The following is an 18,738-nucleotide window of genomic DNA, read 5'->3' on the forward strand; positions in this document are numbered from 1 at the left end:
GTGGGGAATGTATAGATTTGGGAATCTGAGCGCATTCGCTCCGGCGGTAGTGCTGCGTGACCGGTACCGGCTCGGCTTTCCCAGGGCCGGCTCGTCGAGAAGTTCCTCCATGTCGGCGTCGGGCGGGCGTCAGTGTTCCCGGGCCGCCGATTCGGCCTCCTTGCGGGCCTTCTTCTTGGAGGGATTCTTCTTGTCTGCCTGACCGGGCGGTTGAGCAGGGGGCTGGGTCGCGCGGTTGTTTCCCGGTGGCTTTCCCGAGGTGCCTTTGTCCTGCGGCGCGGTCTGTGTCGCCCGGCCGGCCGGCCCTCGGGCGCCCGCGCTGTCAGCGGGTGCACCATTCGAACTGTGGGACGTGGAGGGGGTGCCTTGATGGGGTACGCCGCCGGGACGTGTGTCTGCAGAGGTGCTGTGGCCGGAGGACGGTGCTACTGGAGACGTTGCCGGCGCCGTCGTCCGTTCTGTGCTGCCGGCTGCGTCCATCGTGCGGCTGGGGGTGCCGGTGACCCTGGATGTGACACGGCCGTCGTCCTGCGGTGCGGAGGTGCCGGTGACGACGACCGCGGTCGCCACGGCAATGGTGAGTGCGGTGGCCGTGCCGACTACGAGGAGACGCCTCCGGGCGGGCGGGCGTGGGGGATTGTCGTGCGCCGCGGCGAGCATCGGATTCGCCTGAGTGTGGCCGGCCGTCCGCGACGGCTGCCGGGCAGCGACGAGACTCGTGGTGGGCGTCGATGGGGCGAGCGGAATGGGGGCTGTGTCCGCCGCTGTGCTCAGTGCGTGGGCGCAGTCGCGGGCCGGTGGCCGGTCCTGCTCGTCCAGGGCCGTCATGTTCCGCAACAGGAGGCTCAGTTGTTCGGGCAGCTCATGGGGCAGTTCCGGGCGACGATGCAGCCGTGCGATCGCGGCCTCGAGAGGGCCGCCGTCGTACTCGATCCTTCCCGTGAGGCATTCGAGGAGTACCAGGCCGAGGGCGTAGATGTCGGCAGGCCGACCGACGGGTTGACCGAGGACCTGCTCGGGAGAAAGGTAGGCGGGTGTGCCGATGAGCGTGCCGGTGGCGGTGCGGGTGGTTGTGTCCAGACGCCGCGAGATACCGAAGTCAGCCAGGTAAGGCCGGTCCGCATGATCCATGAGGATGTTGGAGGGTTTGACGTCGCGATGGACGATTCCCGCCTCGTGTGCGTGACCCAGCGCCTGGGCGAGGCCCGCACCGAGTGTGGCAGTGACGTCGGTTGGCAGCGGGCCCTCGGCGATGCGTTCCTTCAGCGTGGTCCCTTCGACCAGTTGCATGACCAGAAAGGTACGTCCGTCGTGCTGCCCTGCGTCGAAGACGGTAACGAGTCCGGGGTGGTGGAGCCCGGCCAGGATCAGCCCTTCGCCGGCCAGGCTTTCCTCCCCGCCGGCGCAGGCGTCGGGCCGGAAGATCTTGACCGCGACCGGTCGCCTCAGCCGCAGGTCGAACCCGCGGTACACGTCGGCAGCGCCGCCCGAGCCGACGGGGCCGTCCAACCGGTACCGGCCGTTCAGCACCTCTGCTGAACACCGGGAAGCTGTCGCCTGAGCGAAGTCGCGCAGCCTCATTCCCACTCCCTCTGCATCGAAGGGCTCGCACCCTTGGCGAGTCCGGGACGACGCGCATCCCCGACGCGGGTACCCACGAGGAACCGGATTAGCCTCATGCGTCCGCAGGTACGGCCGGCCGTACCCGGTCGGACACGTCCACCGCGGTGACCATGACGTGGCATGACAGGCGCTGCTGGATTCCGGCGGTCCGCTCGACCCGGCCCACCGCGGTCTCGATCCGCGCGGGAGAGCGGCGAGCACCCCGGTCGACGCGCTGCACCACCTGTCTGGGCGCGACCGGAACTCCGGGCGGCACCGGCGCGAAGCGGGCGGCGAGGCTGCGTCGTAGCTGCTCGGGGGCGCGACCAGACGCTGAGGCGCCGGGAGCCCGCTCGGCGGTGCGCCGCTCAGCGTGCGGTCCCTGTACCCGAAGTCCGGCAACGGCTTGCTCCGGATCGTCATCGCGTCTCCGCAGGCGTGCGGGAGCCCCGGGCACGTCCACGGCCGGATCGTCCAGGACGGCCCGAATCCTGTCCAGGCCGAGACCGAGCTCGCGGTAGACGACGATGCGCTGCAGCCGTTCCAGATCACCAGCCGTGTAGAGCCGGTATCCGGCAGTCGTGCGCACCGACGGACGCGCCAGGCCGATCTCGTCCCAGTGGTGCAGCGCGCGGACCGTCACGCCCAGACGCGCCGAGACCTGGCCGACGGTCAGGCCTTCGGCGTCAGTGGTGTCAGGCATGTTTCCCATTGTCGCCGGGGCCGACGGCCGGTGCGGTGATCCCGATGGCTTCGAGGTTCCGCGCCTCCTGACTGGCCGGGTCGAAGGGCTTGGCCGCAGTGAGAACGACCCGTGCGTTCTCCGGGGTGATCACCTCCACGTCGCGGGTGTTCCAGGGAGTGTCCCGCGGACCGTCGACCGAATCCGGGCGCAACGCACGACAGGCCTCGACAAGGGAATCGACCTGGCTGAGCACGCACGAGAAACTGACGCTCATCGCCGGCGCCTGCTCCGGAACGTTCGCCGCCTGGACGAGAAGTACGTCCTGGAACGCCCACCGGCGCAGATGTACGAGCCTGCCGGGGATGCTGAACAGGTCGAAGAACCCGAGGCCGCGCGTCCAGAAGTCCACCGATGCCTCCATGTCGTTCGTGGGGATCGTCACGAACGCGGGCATTCCGTAGATGCCACGGAACAGCTCCGGCGGAACCGCATCCGGGCCGGGAGCGGGCACGGGACTTGTCTCGAACGCGTTGTAGTAGTCGCTCATGCGTCCCAGCTTTCAGCCTCACGCGGCGTGAGGGTCAAATGCCTGGCCGGTATGGCCGAGCTCGGACCCGTCGCCCGGCCGCCTTCCCCGACCTCCGGCTCGCTCAGAGGAAGGGGCCCGCGGCCGTAAAAGCGTGGGCCGCAAAGCGCTTGCCCATGCGGCGGTACGCGGCGGCGGTGGGGTGAAGGCCGTCGGCCAGGTCGTCCGCCTCGTCCGGGCCGAGCAGCGCGCGTCCGTCGAGATAGTGAAGACGGGGATCAGACGCCTGTCGTGCCGCGGCTATCCGTGCCAGCTCGGCACGGACCACCGCCAGTGACAACGCCCCGCCGGCCACATCGGCCGGGTCGCCCAGCGCGGAGAGCTTCCCGTCCGGGCCGGTCGCGGTGGGGCCGGGGGTCTCCTCCAGGGCCGGACAGCTCACCGGAGAGATCAACAGCAGCGGGACGTCCGGGTGTCCGTCCCGGATCGTGTCGAGGAACCCGTGTACCGCCGGGCCGAACGTGCGCAGCCGGAAGGCGGCCAGGCTCACGATGTTGATGCCCACCTTGAGGCTGATCAGGTCGGCGGGCATGTCCCGGATCGTCCGGGCGACATAGGGATCCAGCAGCGCGTTGCCCGCCAGGCTGAGGTTGATCACCTCCACCCCTCCGAGTGCTGCCGCCACCACCGGCCAGGTCCCGGTGGGGCCGTCAGCCTCGATGCAGTGGCTGATGGAACTGCCGTGGTGCACCCAATGCCGCCGCCCGTCCGGCAGCGGAGCCAGCACGTCGCCGTCGGCGCGCAGCGCCACCAGTTCCGTCGGGGTCTGTTGTGGCAGCCACAACTCGACGTCCTTCATCCCGGCCGGCAGCCCGGCGAACCGTACGGTCCCCGGCTCGCCGGGGACGAGCCGCGGTACGGCCCCGGGGCCCGCCATCCGCAGCACGTTTCCCACCGGCGCCTGCTGTCGCCCGGCGACGGCACCGTCCACCAGCAACTCCAGCATCCCGGTCGGGCGAGGACGGGAGTCGGAGTCAAGCTGACCGGTGGAGGTCAGAACCTCGAACTCCAATTCGCGCGCATCGGTGCGGAACACCAGCCGCACCCCCGAGGGCATCACGGTCACCCCGTAGACCGACGGGTTCTGGTACTGCTCCTTGGTCCACGAGGGCAGCCGGCGCGGCATCACCCCTGCCTGTGCGGTCTCCAGGTCCAGCGCTCCCCGGAACTCCACCGGCCCGCCCGTCAGAGGAACCGCCCGAAGCGCCGCCGTCACCGCTCCCGTCCCAGGCCCACGTGTTCCGGAGATGACGCCGGCCCAGTGCCTCCGTGGCTCATCGACGCCCGCCGAACTCCCAGTCGTGGACCTCGATGTCCGCGTACCGGTCCGGAGTCAGGACGGCTCGCGCGGTGTCCGCGTCGGGGGCCCTGAGCAGTACCGCCGTACCCAGCCAGGTGTCGCCGTCGTCGGACAGCAGCGGCCCGTACGCGACCAGTTCGTCCCGGTCGAGCGGCAGGGAGAGGTCGGTGGCCGGGCCCTCGCCGAGGCCGAGCACCAGGTACCGGTTGCCACCGGCCAGGCCACCTGGGAAATCCCACATGGTGCGCCCCAGCACGTTGCGCCACCGGCGCAGCATCACGTCCCGGTACGCGCCGGCCTGGTAGTTGGGCTCGCCGAAGGCGAACGCGCGGGCGGCGGCGGGATCGGGCAGGTCGACGATGTGCACGCTGCCGGTGGGTGTTTCACCGTCGTCGGCGAAGGTCGGGCCGCGGGCGATCAGCTCCTTCGCGTACCGGTCCATGTAGGACCAGTGTTTCTCCAGCAACTCCTCGCGCAGGGAGAGGGAGCCGGGCCGATCGCGGTGGAAGCAGAAGAACTCCATGTCCCCGGACTCTTCCGTATCAGGGGCCCCACCTCAACCGGGTTCCGGTGACGGTGAGCCCGTTGCTCCAGGAGGTGCTGCGCGGGTCATACCCGGGGTGCGGGAGGGCGGAGGTGTCGACGGGACAGCAGGCGCGGAAACAGGGGAGTGCGGCGTACCTCCGCGTTCCGGGAAGAATGCACGAATGCCTGTCCGACCGGCCGGTCAATCGGCCCGACGCCCGATTGGAGGCCGCTGTGGTGCTGAACGTGCCCTCCAGCTCCCGTAGTTCGTGGGAGGCCGCAGCGCTGCGGCTGCTCGACGACTCCTACAACTTCGTGGCCACCGGACCCCGGCTCCACGAGGACTGGGCGTACGACGTCCTCGCCGTGCTGCACCGCTCGGTCCCCGACCCCCGCGGTTGGGCCAGGCTCGACCGGGACCGTGAGAACACCGCCCGTCACGAGGTGCCCGGCTACCCCTTCGATCCGCCGGCTGCTTCGGAGTTCGCCAGATGTCTGTATCCCCTGGAGGCGGAGGCGGCGGTCACCGCGCTCGCCGTCATGACCGAGGAGTGGCAGGCGGAGTACTCCCCGGTCCGCTCCCGCCCGGACCGGGATGCCGTCCTGGCGGACGCGCGGATTCTGCTCGACCGGTACGGACCCACCGCGAGCTACTGGACCAACGCGACTGCCGCAGCCTCGGACCCGGCCCGGGACTTCGTCGCGGCGGGCCTGCAGGGGACCGAATCCCGTCTCTTCCTCACGGGGGAGTACATCAACGGCCTCGACCTGTTCGACGACCTGGGGCTGATCGCGGTGAACGATGACGAGGTCGGCGTCTTCTGGTCGGTCGGCGCTTACTGAGCCGACCGGGCGGGCGGCGGACTGCGGGCCGGCCCCGCGGGCCCCCGGTGGTTCGGGGCGCCGGGAGATTCCTCCCGCATCGCCTGCTCGGTGACCGGAGGTCCGCGTGCGCCAGGGGTTCCAGCCCCTGGCGTACACGCCGGGCGACGGCGTGACCCTCAGGAGGGCCCCGCCGTCCGGCCCGGGGCGCGACGGTCAGGCCGCCGGAGCCAGCTCCTCGGGGGCCGTCTTGGCCGGTGCGACGCCGAAGATGTCCACCGCGTGGTAATACGTCCATGCCGTGCTGTTGCACGAGGTCAGTTTTGCGCCGGAGTAGGCGGCGCACACGCGTTTGAGGTCCGAGTAGAACGCGGAGTCGATGCGGGACTTGTTCGCGGGGAACGTGCCGGCGGCCTTGTAGTTGCGGTAGCCGAAGTCGTGGCGCGCGCAGGCCGTCTGGAAGGGGAAGCCGAACGGGTTGTCGGGGGAGGTGCTGCAGTAGTCCGTCGACCAGTTGAATCCGTACGCGGACCAGGCGCCCTGGTTGTTGCGGGCGGCGTTCCACGCGTTGTAACTGGAGGCGCTCGTCTGGGTCCAGGAGCTGAGGACCTGCGGCTTGTCCGAGGGGGCGGCCGAAGCGGAGACCGCCGGTACCAGGGCGAGCGGGAGTGACATGGCAACTGCCGTGAGCGGCATGGTGAATCTGCGACGCATGAGCAACCTCCGGGGGATAAAAGGGGGTTGTGCCGAAAACGCTCCTCGCGGATCGCGCGGGGCTGCTCATAGAATGACGTCATGTACCTGCCATGACTAGCGTCTTGGCCAGTTGATCGTCAGCTGATCGCCAGTTGGCCGCCAGGAGTTCGCCGGTCCGTGGGCCGTCCCGAAAAACCCGTGCGTAATGAGCCGGGCTTCCCTAGGATGCCGCGCATGCACTTCCATCAGATCTACGGCTGACACCGGACGGGGCGTCGTCCCCGTTCCCTTGCCGCGCACCCCGTGCGCGCTCCCCGGCAGGCTGTGCCCCGGGCGGTTGCGCGCCTGTCCGGTGTGTCCTTCTCGCCGTAGACCTGAATCGAGTGATCCTCCATGTCCCGTCGCCGTACCCACATCGCGATGATCGGCATCCCGATCGTCAGCCACGTCCTGCCGAGCCTCGAGATCCTGCGTGAGCTCGTGGCCCGCGGCCACCGGGTGACGTATGCCAACGACCCCGCTGTGGCGGACCTGATCACGGCCACCGGTGCCGAGTTCGTCCCGTACGGATCCGTCCTGCCGTTCGCCGACAACGACTGGCCCTTTGACCCGATCGCCGCGATGGACGTCTTCCTCGACGAAGCCGTCCAGGCCCTGCCGCACCTGCGCGCCGCCTATGACCAGGACAGGGCGGACCTCTACCTGTACGACATCGGCGCCTACGCCGCACGCGCCCTGGCGGAGTCGCAGGGCAGGCCGGTCCTGCAGCTCTCCCCGACCTTCGTGGCCTGGGACGGCTACGCCGAGGACATGGCGGCGGCCCTGTGGGAGCTGCCCGGCGCCGACGCGTACCGGGCGAAGTTCGCGCGGTGGCTCGCCGTCTCGGGGGCGACCACCACGGACGTCGACGCCTTCTCCGGCCGGCCGTCGAGGGCCATGGCGACGATCCCGAGGGCCATGCAGCCGCACGCGGACCGGGTCGACGCCGACGTGGTGACGTTCGTCGGCCCGTGCTTCGGCGCACGCGCGGACCGGGACACCTGGACCCGGCCGGCCGGTGCCGGGAAAGTGCTGCTGATCTCCCTGGGCTCGGCGTACACGAAGCAGCCGGAGTTCTACCGCCGGTGCCTGGAGGCGTACGGCGACCTGGCGGGCTGGCACGTCGTGCTCCAGATCGGGAAGTACATCGACCCGGACGAGCTGGGCGACATCCCGGGCAACGTCGAGGTGCACTCCTGGGTGCCCCAGTTGGCGATCCTGGAGCAGGCCGACGCGTTCGTCACGCACGCGGGGATGGGCGGCAGCGGTGAGGGGCTGTACGCCGGTGTGCCCATGATCGCCGTCCCGCAGGGCGCCGAGCAGTTCATGAACGCGGACCGGCTGGTGGAGCTGGGCGTGGCCCGCCGCATCGACACGGCGGACGCCACCGCCGTGGCGCTGCGCACCGCGCTCACCGAGCTCGTCACCGACCCCGGAGTCGCCCGGCGTTCGGCGCGGCTCCGTGCCGACGTCCGGGCGGACGGCGGTACCGCCCGGGCCGCTGATCTCGTCGAGGAGATGCTGGGCTGACCCCCGGCCTCAGGCGAGGCTCGAGCCGTTCCCGGGGGAGGCCGCCGTCCCCCCGGGAACGGCAGCCTGCCGTGTTCCGTCCGTTTCCCGGCGGCGCATCGACAGGAGCAGGGTCAGGGCCGTGCCGACGACCGCCCAGGCGGAGAGCACCAGCAGGGGGCCGGTCACCGCGTTGCCCTTGAAGTACGCGATCGAGCGGGCCGTCCAGGTGCCCGCGCCGGGTGGCAGGGCGGGGCCGATGGCCCGCCAGAAGTCCGGCAGCATCGGCAGCGGGAAGGCGCCGCCCGCGCTCGGGTTGCCCGCGATCACGATGATGAGGACGGCCAGGCCGATGCCGACGATGCCGGTGAGTGCCTCCAGGGCGAGTGTGATCATTCCGACCGAGAACACGACCAGGGCGCCCAGCCCGGCCAGTGCCCACACACTGCCCGGCAGCGCGCCGAGGACCGGGCCGATGATGACCGCGCCGCCGATGCCGCCCGCGATCGAGTACAGCGCCATGACCCCGGTGCGGATCACCGCGCGCTGCCGGTTGGCGGGCTTGGTGCCCGCGCTGATCGCCAGGATCGAGGCGCAGAGGTAGCCGCCGACGCACCAGCCCACGACCAGGTAGAAGGACGAGAGGCCGTCGAAGTCGTCCGGGGAGGCGGGGGCCACGTCCACGGTCCGTACCGTGCGCCGCCGGGGCCCCTCCGCTTCCTCGACGATCTTTGTCAGCGAGGTGGCCAGCACGGTGCCGCCGCCGGAGGCGACGAGCACGGTGTCCGTCGACCCTGAGGGGCTGACCACCAGGGCGCCGTCGATGTCGCGGTTCTCGATCTGCCGGCGTGCCTCGGCCTCGCCGGAGACCGCGCGCGGGTCGAGCGGGCCGCCGGGCAGGTTCCCCAGCTGGGTGACGAGCTGCCCCGACACCTGCTGCGGGGCGACGACCCCGAAGGGGACGTCCGTCGGGTCCGGCCTGTGCAGCGCGCCGACGTAGGAGGCGATGAACAGCAGCTGCAGTCCCAGTACGCCGATGACCAGCAGGGCGGCGCGTGCGGTGACGGCGTTCTTCACCTCGTCAGCGAAAGTCATGCCCCCACGGTCCGGGCAGGGCGCTGTTCGCGCAGGCGGGGGCGGGCCGAATGGCGGAGGGGTGGCCGCACCCTCAGTTATCGTACGAACGTTCGAAACTTGGTCTATGGTGGAGAGCGAGGGGGTGAGTACGGATCGGTCCAGGAGGTGCGGATGTCAGGGTTCACGCATCTGCATACCTTCTCCGGGTTCTCCCTGCGGTACGGGGCGTCGCACCCGGAGCGGCTGGCCGAGCGTGCCGTCGAGCGGGGGATGGGCGCCCTCGCGCTGACCGACCGCGACAGCCTCGCGGGTGCGGTCCGCTTCGCCAGGGCCTGCGAGAAGGCCGGGATACGGCCGCTCTTCGGGGCGGAGCTCGCGGTGGCGCGGCAGGAGCCGGGAGGGGCGGCGGGCGAGGGGCGTACGCACAGGCCGCGCACGCCGGTCCGCGGTGGTGCCTTTGTCGATGAATCTGCACCCCGGGTCACCTTCCTCGCCCGGGACGGCGCCCCTGGCTGGGCCGAACTGTGCCGTCTGGTCACCGCCGCCCACGCTCCGGACGCCCAGGACACCGGACAGCCCCTGCTCGCCCGGTCCGCGCTGCCCGCGGAAGGGCTCACCGTGCTGCTCGGCCCCGCCTCCGAGGTGGGCGCCGCGCTCGCCGCGGGGCGGCCCGACCGGGCCGCCGTGCTGCTCGCCCCCTGGCGGGAGATCTACGGCGACGCCCTGCGCCTCGAAGCCGTCCACCACGGCCGCGAGGGCACCGGCCCCGGATCGCTGCGGCTCGCCGCCCGCACCGTCGGCTTCGCCGCCGAACAAGGGGTGCGGGCCGTGCTCACCAACGCCGTCCGGTACGCCGACCCCGGGCAGGGTCCCGTCGCCGACGTACTCGACTCGGCCCGCCGGCTCGTCCCCGTCGACCCGCGCCGTTCCCCTCTCGACACCGGGGAGCGCTGGCTCAAGGACGCCCGTGCCATGCGGGAGACCGCCGGGCGGATCGCCTCCGCCGCCGGGCTCGGCAAGGATGCGGGGGAGCGGCTGCTCGCGGAGACCCGGCGCACCGCCGACGCCTGCCGCGTCGACCCGGCGGACGACCTGGGCCTCGGCAGTGTCCACTTCCCCGAGCCGCACCTCGTCGGGGCCGGGCGGCGCACCGCCCAGCGGGTGCTGGCCTCCCGCGCCGCGGCGGGCATGGTGCGGCACGGCTACGACCGCAGACGCGACTACTGGGAGCGGATGCACCGCGAGCTGGACATCATCTCCCACCACGGCTTCGCCTCCTACTTCCTGACGGTCGCCCAGGTCGTCGACGACGTGAAGGGCATGGGCATACGGGTCGCCGCGCGTGGCTCCGGGGCCGGCTCCCTGGTCAACCACCTGCTCGGGATCGCCCACGCCGACCCGGTCGAACACGGGCTGCTCATGGAGCGCTTCCTGTCCGAGCGGCGTTTCGTACTGCCCGACATCGACATCGACGTCGAGTCGGCCCGCCGCCTGGACGTCTACCGCGCGATCATCGGGCGCTTCGGCGCCCAGCGGGTCGCGACCGTCTCCATGCCCGAGACCTACCGGGTGCGCCACGCCATCCGCGATGTCGGCGCAGCCCTCTCCATGGACCCGGCCGAGACCGACCGGCTGGCGAAGGCCTTCCCGCACATCCGGGCCAGGGACGCCCGCGCGGCGATGGAGGAGCTCCCCGAACTGCGCGCCGTGGCAGGGCGGAAGGAGAAGTACGGCCGGCTCTGGGACCTGGTGGAGTCGCTGGACGCCCTGCCGCGCGGCATCGCCATGCACCCGTGCGGGGTGCTCCTCTCGGACGACTCGCTGCTGCGGCGCACCCCGGTCATGCCCACCAGCGGCGAGGGTTTCCCCATGTCCCAGTTCGACAAGGACGACGTGGAGCACCTCGGGCTGCTCAAGCTCGACGTGCTCGGCGTGCGGATGCAGTCGGCGATGGCGCACGCGGTGACCGAGGTGAAACGGGCCTCGGGGCGGGAGATCGACCTGGACGCCGTGCCGCAGGGCGACCCGGAGACGTACCGGCTGATCAGGAGTGCCGAGACGCTCGGCTGCTTCCAGATCGAGTCGCCGGGGCAGCGCGACCTGGTCGGCAGGCTCCAGCCCGCCACCTTCCACGACCTGGTGGTCGACATCTCGCTGTTCCGGCCGGGCCCGGTCGCCGCCGACATGGTGCGGCCGTTCATCGAGGCCAGGCACGGCCGCGCGCCCGTGCGCTATCCGCACCCCGACCTGGAAGGAGCGCTGCGCGACACCTACGGGGTGGTCGTCTTCCACGAGCAGATCATCGAGATGGTGAACATCATGACCGGCTGCGGACGCGGTGAGGCCGACCGGGTGCGGCGCGGGCTCTCCGACCCCGAGTCGCAGGCCCGGATCAGGGTCTGGTTCGCAGAGCAGGCGGCGCGGAGGAAGTACGGCGCCGAGGTGATCGCCCGCGCCTGGGAGATCATCGAGGCGTTCGGGAGCTACGGCTTCTGCAAGGCGCACGCGGTCGCCTTCGCCGTGCCGACGTACCAGTCGGCCTGGCTCAAGGCGCACCACCCGGCGGCCTTCTACGCGGGACTGCTCACGCACGACCCCGGGATGTATCCGAAGCGGCTGCTGCTCGCGGACGCGCGCCGGCGCGGTGTGCCGGTGCTGCCGCTGGACGTGAACCGGTCGGCGGCCGCCCACCAGATCGAACTGGTGTCTGGCGACAACGGTGATAAATGGGGATTGCGGCTGGCCCTCTCGGACGTCCACGGCATCAGTGAGGCCGAGGTCTCCCGGATCGAGGCCGGTCGGCCCTACACCTCGCTGCTGGACTTCTGGCAGCGGGCCAGGCCCGGAAAGCCCGCCGCCGAACGGCTGGCCCAGGTCGGCGCGCTGGACGCCTTCGGAGCCAACCGCCGGGACCTGCTGCTGCACCTGTCCGAACTCCACCGCGCCCAGCGGGGTTCCGGGGCCAGGGGGAACGGCGCCCAGCTCCCGCTCGGCGACGGGCACCGGACCGGCACCATCGGCCTGCCCGACCTCAACGACGCCGAACGCCTCAGTGCCGAGCTCGGTGTGCTCAGCATGGACGTGTCACGCCACCTGATGGGTGATCACCACGCCTTCCTGAAGGAGCTGGGCGCGGTCTCCGCCAAGCGGCTGAGGGAGGCCGGACACGGGGAGACGGTGCTGGTCGCGGGCGCGAAGGTGGCCACCCAGACCCCGCCGATCCGCTCCGGGCGCCGGGTCGTCTTCACCACCCTGGACGACGGGACGGGACTGGTCGACCTCGCCTTCTTCGACGACAGCCACGCCGCCTGCGCGCACACCGTCTTCCACTCGTGGCTGCTGCTCGTGCGCGGGACGGTCCAGCGGCGGGGCGCACGCAGCATGAGCGTGGTCGGCGCGGCGGCCTGGAACCTGGCGGAACTGGCCGAACTCCGGCGCACCGGCGGCCTCGACGCGGTCGCGGCACGGCTGGCGGAGGTGCCCGCCGACGAGGAGGGGGAGACGCCCGACGACGGCCGCCGTATCCAGCTGCCGACCGGCTACGAGATGAACCCCTGGTCCGATCTCCAGCCGGCCGGCGAGGGGACGCCCACCGGGAGGAAGCTGTGGCACCAGAGCCAGGGGAGTGCGGGATGAACGAGCAGCCGGCCGTCCTGTGCCTGCGGTTCCGCCGGATCGGCGGCGGGCTTCCGGACAGCGTGGGTTACGAAGGGCTGCTCGCCCTCCTCGGGGCGTTCACCCCGGTCGTCGAGGCGGCCCCGCCCGGCGCCGCGCTGGCCGATGTCAGCGGCGCACTGCGCTACTTCGGGCAGGACGCGGCCGGCCTGGCCTCCGTGATCCGGGTGCGCGCCCTCGCCCTGCACGGCGTGGACTGCGCGATCGGGGCGGCCTCCAACCCCATGCTGGCCAGGATGGCCGCACGGCAGGCGACGGCCGGAACCACCTTCGTGGTGTCCCCCGGTGAGCACGCCGGCTTCCTCGCGTCCAAGCCCGCCGCCGCGCTCGACGGCGTCGGGGCGGCGACCGCGCGCACCCTGTGCGGGTACGGGCTCGACTCCATCGGCCGGATAGCCGCCGCACCGCTCGCCACCCTGCAGCGGATCACCGGGGTGCGGACCGGGCGGGAGCTGTGGGAGCGGGCCAACGGCATCGACCGTACGCGGGTCGTGCCGAACGCCGCCGCCCGGTCGATCGCCGCCGAACGCTCCTTCCCCCGCGACGAACTGGACCCGGAGCAGCACCGCCGCGCGCTCCTCTCGCTCACCGAGGAGCTGGGGGCCAGGCTGCGCGTCGACGGACAGGTGTGCCGCTCGCTCGCGGTCTCCGTGCGCTACGCCGACCGGACCGGCTACGCCACGCTGACCCGCAGCCGTACGCTTCCGGAGCCCACCGCCCACTCGGCGGCGCTCACCTCGCTCGCGTACCGGATCCAGGACTCGTTCGCCCTGCAGCGGGCGCGGGTGCGGGGGATCGGGCTGCGGGCGGAGGGGCTCCACGAGGCGGAACGGGCCGCCCACCAGCTCACCTTCGACCCGGTGGACGAACGGGCACGGCGCATCGAGGCGGTGTCCGACCGGCTGCGGGCCCGCTTCGGCCCGCAGGCCGTGAAGCCGGGGCGGCTCGCGGCCTGACGCGGGCCGCCGGGGGCGCCGGTCAGGGGGGACCGGCCGTCCAGGGCGCGGTCATCGAAAGCAAGGGCGCCGGCCGTCCGGAGCGCAGGAATCTTTTACCGACGCGTAACTTCCCCCGTGACCTTACCCATGCGTAACTTGGCATGAGCACGTTAAAAAACCCGCTGTGGTCCGGACCGCAGGGCGCACCGCCATCGCAACTCCCTTGAGCCGCAAGGAGACCACCCGATGCTGCCCTGGACCCGCGCCCCGCGCACCCCACGCGCACGCCGAACGCTCGTCGCACTCCTCCTCGCCGTCACCGCACTGGTCGCCGCCCCCACGGCGACCGCCAACGCGGCCACCACGCAGGCCGCCTCCTCCCGCGGCTGGAACGACTACTCCTGCAGGCCCTCCGCAGCCCACCCCCGCCCCGTCGTCCTCGTCCACGGGACCTTCGGCAACTCGATCGACAACTGGCTGGTCCTCGCGCCGTACCTCGTCAACCGGGGCTACTGCGTCTTCTCGCTCGACTACGGCCAGCTCCCCGGAGTGCCGGTCTTCAACGGACTGGGCCCGATCGACAAGTCGGCAGGGCAGCTCGCCGTGTTCGTCGACAAGGTGCTCGACGCCACCGGCGCCCCGAAGGCCGACCTCGTCGGCCACTCACAGGGCGGCATGATGCCCAACTACTACCTGAAGTTCCTCGGCGGAGCCGACAAGGTGAACGCCCTCGTCGGGATCGCCCCCGACAACCACGGCACCACGCTCCTGGGCCTCACCCGGCTGCTGCCGTACTTCCCCGGCATCGAGGACCTCCTCACGACGAACACCCCGGGCCTGGCCGACCAGATCGCCGGGTCCGCCTTCATCACCAAGCTCAACGCCGGCGGCGACACCGTGCCCGGCGTCCGCTACACGGTGATCGCGACCAAGTACGACGAGGTCGTGACCCCGTACCGCACGCAGTACCTGGACGGGCCGAACGTACGCAACGTCCTGCTCCAGGACCTGTGCCCGGTCGACCTGTCCGAGCACGTCGCGATCGGGACCATCGACAGGATCGCCTTCCACGAGGTGGCGAACTCCCTCGACCCGGCGCACGCCACCCCGACCACCTGCGCCTCGGCCGTCGGCTGACAGGACCGGGAAACGGGTCGGTGGGAAGTTACGGACAGACAATCCGGGCATGATGGCCGGATGTCTGTCCGTACGGTCCCACCGACCGGATCCGTCAGATCTGGACGCCGGGAGTACCGTCCTCCACGACCACGCTCGCGCGGGTGCTGATCGTGGCGCCCGGCTTCGTGACGAACGGCAGGACGCGGAAGTCGCTCGTCCAGCGGTCGCGGTCCACCGTGACGCGCACGTAGCCGCGCTGGTTGTTGAAGAACTTCATGTGGGGGTTCGCCGCGAGGAACGTTTCGCCCTGGGCCGTCATGTCGGCGCCGTCGCCGCCGCTCGTGATCGAGGTGCCCACGAACTCCGAGCCGACGGTCGCCGATTCAGGGTCGGTGTAGTCGCGCTTGAGGTCCCAGGCGTAGTTCTGGTGGCGGTCGCCCGTGATGACGACCAGATTGCGCACCCCGCGGGTGTCCGCCTCGGCGAGCAGCCGGTTGCGTTCGGCGACGTAGCCGTCCCACGGGTCCGTCCAGACCTTCGTGGCCGGACCCGGGTCCTGGTCGGTCTGGCCCATCGGGGCCTGGTTGCCGAGGATCTGCCAGCGGGACCGCGAGCGGCTGAAGCCCTTGAGGACCCAGTCCCGCTGGCGGGACCCGAGCAGGGAGCGGTCCGCGTCGAAGCGGTCGGCGCAGTCGGCGGAGGCGCCGTCGCCGCACGCCTGGTCGTCGCGGTACTGGCGGGTGTCGAGCATCGTGAAGTCGGCGAGCCGGCCGTAGGGGAGCCTGCGGTACATCTGTACGTCGGGGCCCTTCGGCACCTGGGTGCGGCGCAGTGGCGCGTGCTCGTACAGGGCCTGGAAGGCGGCGGCGCGGCGCAGCAGGAAGGTCTTCGGGTCCTCGTCGTTCTCGGAGGTCTCGTCCGCCCAGTTGTTCTCCACCTCGTGGTCGTCGAACGTCATGATCCACGGGAAGTTGGCGTGCGCCTCGCGCAGCGGGGCCTCGGACTTGTAGAGGCCGTACTGGAGGCGGTAGCGGGCGAGGTCGAGGGTCTCGGTGTGGAACCTGGGGTCGGTGCTCACGCCGCGCTTGTTCGTCCTGACGCCGGACTCGTACAGGTAGTCACCGAGGTGCACCACCAGGTCCAGGTCCTCCTGGGCCATGTGGTGGTACGCGGTGAAGTAGCCGTCCTGCCAGGCCTGGCAGGACGCGAAGGCGAACTTCAGCTCGCGCGGAGAGGACAGGGGCGTCGGGGTGGTGCGCGTACGTCCCACGGGAGAGATGGCGGAACCCGCCTTGAAGCGGAACCAGTACGTGCGGTCGGGGGCGAGCCCGTGCACCTCGGGGTGGACGGAGTGCGCGAGTTCCGGAGTCGCCACGACACTGCCGCGGCGTGCCACCCGGCGGAACCGCTCGTCGAGCGCCACCTCGTAGTGGACCCGGACGGGCTTCGCCGGCATGCCGCCCTGGCCGTCCTGGGCGAAGGGGTCGGGAGCCAGACGCGTCCAGAGCACGACACCGTCCGACGTCGGGTCGCCCGAGGCGACACCCAGGGTGAACGGGTCACCCTTCAGGGCGGGCGCGGCGAACGCGGACTGTGCCTCCCACGCCCCCGTCCCGAGCATCAGCGCGGCGGCCGCTCCTCCGCCGAATCCGAACATCTGCCTGCGGGACACGGAATGCGAGACCACGGGTCCTCCTCGGTCGATCTGCGTCAACCTCGGACACGCTGCCGGGCATTGATGTCATGCTCACGCGCAACTCATGGCCGGAGGCCGAGCGATACGTGAACAAGGCGACTGTGCGGCCCGGAGAGCTCAGGACACCGCGCGGTAGCGGCGCTCCGGCCGGCCGGTCCCGCCGTACCGCAGGGACACCTCGGCCCGGCCCGTCTCCGCGAAGTACTCCAGGTAGCGGCGCGCGCTGACCCGGGACAGTGCGCCGGCCTCGGCGCATTCGGACGCCGACAGCCCCGCCGGGTGCTCGCGCAGGACGCGTTCGACCAGATCAGCGGTGTGGGCCGCCAGACCCTTGGGGAGTTCCCGGGAGCCCGGGGGGCGGGTACCGAAAATGCGGTCCACGTCCTCCTGCCGGGCTTCCCGGTGGGCCTCGTCCAGTGCGTCCAGGCGGTTGCGCAGCGAGGCCACGTGCTGCAGCTGCTCCTGCAGGGCCGAGCGGTGGAACGGTTTGATCAAGTAGTGCAGGGCGCCCGCCCGCAGGGCCGCCCTGACCACCCCGGCGTCGCGCGCCGCCGTGATGAACAGCGCGTCCGCGCTGTGGGTGTCCCCCTCCCGCTCCTCCGCGGCGCGCAGCTCCCGCAGCACCTGGATCCCGTCCATGTCGGGAAGGAAGACGTCGAGCAGGACCAGGTCGGGGCGGAGCCGGCGGGCCGCGCGCAGGGCCTCCGCGCCCGTGTGGGCCACCCCGACGACCGTAAAGCCGGCCAAAGCGGACACATACCGGCTGTGCAGCTTCGCGACCATGAAGTCGTCGTCCACCACCAGCACTTTCGTCACGCCGACACGCTAGGGCGCGACCACAACGACCACAACGTCCATTGATTCCGGAACGGCGACAGCTCGTTAACGCGCAGGCAACATGTGGGCCACCTCACACCCGTTCACACCCCTCCACGTAGGGCTCGAAAGGCGGCACCCGGTGCGACTGCGCACTCCACTCGCCCTGTTCGGGGCAGCGCTGCTGGTGGCCGTCGGGCCACCGCTGCTCTCCACCGGCAGCGGTTCCGACTCCGGCACGCAGATCCCCGGACTGCGCTTCATGGTTCCCAACACACCCGGCGGCGGTTACGACATCACGGCCCGCACCGCGGCGAAGAACGCGGAGGACGCCGGGCTCACCCACGGCATCGAGGTGTTCAACCTGCCCGGCGCGGGCGGCACCGTCGGTGTGACCCGGCTGGTCGCCGAGCACGGCAACGGCAAACTCGCCATGTCCATGGGCCTCGGGGTCGTGGGCGCGGTGAACACCAACAAGTCGCCCAAGACCCTCGCCGACACCACTCCGATCGCCCGGCTCACCGAGGAGCAGGACATCGTCGTCGTCGCCAAGGACTCCCCGTACAGGACGATCGACCAGCTGCTCACCGCCTGGAAGAAGGACCCTGGGAAGATACCGGTCGGCGGCGGTTCCTCGCCCGGCGGTCCCGACCACCTGGCACCCATGCTGATGGCGAAGGCAGCCGGGATCGCACCGAAGCAGGTCAACTACATCCCCTTCGACGGCGGCGGCGAACTGCTCGCCTCGATCCTCGGCAACAAGGTCGGCTTCGGCGTCTCCGGCGTCGGTGAGTACCTCGACCAGATCGAGGCCGGTGAGCTGCGCCTGCTGGCCGTCACCGGCCCGAAGCGCGTCCCTGGCCTCGACGCACCCACCCTCCGTGAGGCCGGTCTCGACACCGACTTCACCAACTGGCGCGGCATCGTCGCCCCGCCCGGGCTCTCCGACGCCGAACGCGACAAGCTCGTCGGGCTGGTGAGCGAACTGCACGACTCGAAGCAGTGGCGCGAGTCCATGAAGAAGAACGGCTGGGACGACGCCTTCCTCGTGGGCGACGACTTCGGCGACTTCCTGGACGCCCAGGACCGCCGGGTCGTCACCGTCCTCAAGGAGCTGGGACTGTGAGCGACGAGAACACCCCCTCCCGGCCCGTCACCGCGCGTTCCTGGCTCCGCGAGCACTCCGAACTCGGCGTCTGCGTCATGCTGCTCGTGCTGGGCGTCCTCGTCCTGACCGACGCCCTGACGATGAGCGTGGACATCACCCAGCGCGGCCCCGTCGGCCCCCGGACCGTCCCCGTGGTCGTCGGCATCGGGCTGCTGGCCGTCGCCGTGCTGCTGGCCGTCGACGTCCTGCGCGGCGGTCGCGGCGAGGCGGAGGGCGGTGAGGACGTCGACCTCGACGAACCCGCCGACCGGCGCACCGTCGCCCTGCTCACCGGCGTCTTCCTCGCCTTCGCCGTCCTCATCGGCCCGCTCGGCTTCCCGATCTCCGGCGCCCTCCTCTTCTGGGGCTCGGCCTACGCGCTGGGCAGCCGCCACCACGACCGTGATCCGCTCATCGCGGCCGGGCTCTCCCTGGTGACCTACTTCGTCTTCGACAACCTGCTCGGGGTGCCCCTCCCGGGCGGCCCGCTGATGGGGGTGCTCTGA

At 71.3% G+C, this 18,738-nt stretch carries 16 protein-coding genes; 7 read left to right on the forward strand and 9 right to left on the reverse strand.

The window, feature by feature from the left end; all coding sequences use genetic code 11:
* Nucleotides 1-129: 129 nt before the first annotated feature.
* From ABZ441_RS20350 to ABZ441_RS20370, 5 genes are all read right to left on the reverse strand, one after another.
* On the reverse strand, nucleotides 130-1,581 hold the full coding sequence (locus ABZ441_RS20350) for a protein kinase (RefSeq protein ID WP_358975836.1): 1,452 nt from the start codon (nucleotides 1,579-1,581) through the stop codon (nucleotides 130-132).
* A 94-nt stretch (nucleotides 1,582-1,675) separates the two neighbouring features.
* The gene (locus ABZ441_RS20355; RefSeq protein WP_358975839.1) at nucleotides 1,676-2,305 is read right to left on the reverse strand and encodes a MerR family transcriptional regulator; all 630 of its coding nucleotides are present in this window, start codon (nucleotides 2,303-2,305) and stop codon (nucleotides 1,676-1,678) included.
* Nucleotides 2,298-2,834 carry a VOC family protein gene (locus tag ABZ441_RS20360; RefSeq protein ID WP_358975842.1) on the reverse strand — a complete coding sequence of 179 codons (537 nt, stop codon included), beginning with the start codon at nucleotides 2,832-2,834 and terminating at the stop codon, nucleotides 2,298-2,300. Before ABZ441_RS20360 ends, ABZ441_RS20355 begins: the two co-directional genes overlap by 8 nt.
* Nucleotides 2,835-2,937: 103 nt before the next feature.
* A complete protein-coding gene (locus ABZ441_RS20365; protein ID WP_358975845.1) occupies nucleotides 2,938-4,089 on the reverse strand; it encodes a GDSL-type esterase/lipase family protein in 1,152 nt (383 codons plus the stop codon).
* 58 nt (nucleotides 4,090-4,147) lie between these two features.
* The gene (locus ABZ441_RS20370) at nucleotides 4,148-4,696 is read right to left on the reverse strand and encodes a YciI family protein (RefSeq protein ID WP_358975847.1); all 549 of its coding nucleotides are present in this window, start codon (nucleotides 4,694-4,696) and stop codon (nucleotides 4,148-4,150) included.
* A 236-nt stretch (nucleotides 4,697-4,932) separates the two neighbouring features.
* Between ABZ441_RS20370 and ABZ441_RS20375 the strand changes: the two genes are divergently transcribed.
* Nucleotides 4,933-5,541: a hypothetical protein gene (locus ABZ441_RS20375; RefSeq protein WP_358975850.1), complete on the forward strand. Its 609-nt coding sequence runs from the start codon at nucleotides 4,933-4,935 to the stop codon at nucleotides 5,539-5,541.
* 195 nt (nucleotides 5,542-5,736) lie between these two features.
* On the opposite strand, the gene ABZ441_RS20380 is transcribed toward ABZ441_RS20375, so the two are convergent.
* Nucleotides 5,737-6,234: a phospholipase gene (locus tag ABZ441_RS20380; RefSeq protein WP_358975853.1), complete on the reverse strand. Its 498-nt coding sequence runs from the start codon at nucleotides 6,232-6,234 to the stop codon at nucleotides 5,737-5,739.
* A 375-nt stretch (nucleotides 6,235-6,609) separates the two neighbouring features.
* Between ABZ441_RS20380 and ABZ441_RS20385 the strand changes: the two genes are divergently transcribed.
* Nucleotides 6,610-7,785: a macrolide family glycosyltransferase gene (locus ABZ441_RS20385; RefSeq protein ID WP_358975856.1), complete on the forward strand. Its 1,176-nt coding sequence runs from the start codon at nucleotides 6,610-6,612 to the stop codon at nucleotides 7,783-7,785.
* 9 nt (nucleotides 7,786-7,794) lie between these two features.
* On the opposite strand, the gene ABZ441_RS20390 is transcribed toward ABZ441_RS20385, so the two are convergent.
* Entirely contained in the window at nucleotides 7,795-8,859 is a 1,065-nt protein-coding gene (locus ABZ441_RS20390; protein WP_358975859.1) for a DUF3533 domain-containing protein, read from the reverse strand.
* 153 nt (nucleotides 8,860-9,012) lie between these two features.
* On the opposite strand from ABZ441_RS20390, the gene ABZ441_RS20395 reads away from it, so the two are divergent.
* The 3 genes from ABZ441_RS20395 to ABZ441_RS20405 all read left to right on the forward strand — a co-directional run bounded on the left by ABZ441_RS20395 (nucleotide 9,013) and on the right by ABZ441_RS20405 (nucleotide 14,591).
* Nucleotides 9,013-12,477, forward strand: a complete 3,465-nt coding sequence (locus tag ABZ441_RS20395; RefSeq protein WP_358975862.1) for a DNA polymerase III subunit alpha — start codon at nucleotides 9,013-9,015, stop codon at nucleotides 12,475-12,477.
* Complete coding sequence (locus tag ABZ441_RS20400; RefSeq protein WP_358975865.1) at nucleotides 12,474-13,472, forward strand: hypothetical protein; 999 nt, start codon at nucleotides 12,474-12,476, stop codon at nucleotides 13,470-13,472. Before ABZ441_RS20395 ends, ABZ441_RS20400 begins: the two co-directional genes overlap by 4 nt.
* Nucleotides 13,473-13,700: 228 nt before the next feature.
* Nucleotides 13,701-14,591 carry an alpha/beta fold hydrolase gene (locus tag ABZ441_RS20405; RefSeq protein WP_358975868.1) on the forward strand — a complete coding sequence of 297 codons (891 nt, stop codon included), beginning with the start codon at nucleotides 13,701-13,703 and terminating at the stop codon, nucleotides 14,589-14,591.
* A gap of 94 nt (nucleotides 14,592-14,685) precedes the next feature.
* On the opposite strand, the gene ABZ441_RS20410 is transcribed toward ABZ441_RS20405, so the two are convergent.
* Nucleotides 14,686-16,260: an alkaline phosphatase D family protein gene (locus tag ABZ441_RS20410; protein ID WP_358975871.1), complete on the reverse strand. Its 1,575-nt coding sequence runs from the start codon at nucleotides 16,258-16,260 to the stop codon at nucleotides 14,686-14,688.
* A 126-nt stretch (nucleotides 16,261-16,386) separates the two neighbouring features.
* On the reverse strand, nucleotides 16,387-17,085 hold the full coding sequence (locus ABZ441_RS20415; protein WP_358975874.1) for a response regulator: 699 nt from the start codon (nucleotides 17,083-17,085) through the stop codon (nucleotides 16,387-16,389).
* A 142-nt stretch (nucleotides 17,086-17,227) separates the two neighbouring features.
* Here ABZ441_RS20415 and ABZ441_RS20420 point away from each other — a divergent pair, with 142 nt between their 5' ends.
* Together ABZ441_RS20420 and ABZ441_RS20425 are read left to right on the forward strand one after the other, a co-directional pair.
* Nucleotides 17,228-18,211: a tripartite tricarboxylate transporter substrate binding protein gene (locus ABZ441_RS20420; RefSeq protein ID WP_358975877.1), complete on the forward strand. Its 984-nt coding sequence runs from the start codon at nucleotides 17,228-17,230 to the stop codon at nucleotides 18,209-18,211.
* A complete protein-coding gene (locus ABZ441_RS20425) occupies nucleotides 18,208-18,738 on the forward strand; it encodes a tripartite tricarboxylate transporter TctB family protein (RefSeq protein ID WP_358975880.1) in 531 nt (176 codons plus the stop codon). Before ABZ441_RS20420 ends, ABZ441_RS20425 begins: the two co-directional genes overlap by 4 nt.

Source organism: Streptomyces sp. NPDC005752 (assembly GCF_040630715.1).
In the GTDB taxonomy this organism is placed as follows: domain Bacteria; phylum Actinomycetota; class Actinomycetes; order Streptomycetales; family Streptomycetaceae; genus Streptomyces.

What these genes read in the sequence shown, in the direction of transcription:
- ABZ441_RS20385 (WP_358975856.1), top strand. Translation starts at nt 6,610, where the DNA reads ATGTCCCGTCGCCGTACCCACATCGCGATGATCGGCATCCCGATCGTC.
- ABZ441_RS20380 (WP_358975853.1), bottom strand. Translation starts at nt 6,234, where the DNA reads ATGCGTCGCAGATTCACCATGCCGCTCACGGCAGTTGCCATGTCACTC.
- ABZ441_RS20395 (WP_358975862.1), top strand. Translation starts at nt 9,013, where the DNA reads ATGTCAGGGTTCACGCATCTGCATACCTTCTCCGGGTTCTCCCTGCGG.
- ABZ441_RS20405 (WP_358975868.1), top strand. Translation starts at nt 13,701, where the DNA reads ATGCTGCCCTGGACCCGCGCCCCGCGCACCCCACGCGCACGCCGAACG.
- ABZ441_RS20350 (WP_358975836.1), bottom strand. Translation starts at nt 1,581, where the DNA reads ATGAGGCTGCGCGACTTCGCTCAGGCGACAGCTTCCCGGTGTTCAGCA.
- ABZ441_RS20355 (WP_358975839.1), bottom strand. Translation starts at nt 2,305, where the DNA reads ATGCCTGACACCACTGACGCCGAAGGCCTGACCGTCGGCCAGGTCTCG.
- ABZ441_RS20390 (WP_358975859.1), bottom strand. Translation starts at nt 8,859, where the DNA reads ATGACTTTCGCTGACGAGGTGAAGAACGCCGTCACCGCACGCGCCGCC.
- ABZ441_RS20360 (WP_358975842.1), bottom strand. Translation starts at nt 2,834, where the DNA reads ATGAGCGACTACTACAACGCGTTCGAGACAAGTCCCGTGCCCGCTCCC.
- ABZ441_RS20370 (WP_358975847.1), bottom strand. Translation starts at nt 4,696, where the DNA reads ATGGAGTTCTTCTGCTTCCACCGCGATCGGCCCGGCTCCCTCTCCCTG.
- ABZ441_RS20400 (WP_358975865.1), top strand. Translation starts at nt 12,474, where the DNA reads ATGAACGAGCAGCCGGCCGTCCTGTGCCTGCGGTTCCGCCGGATCGGC.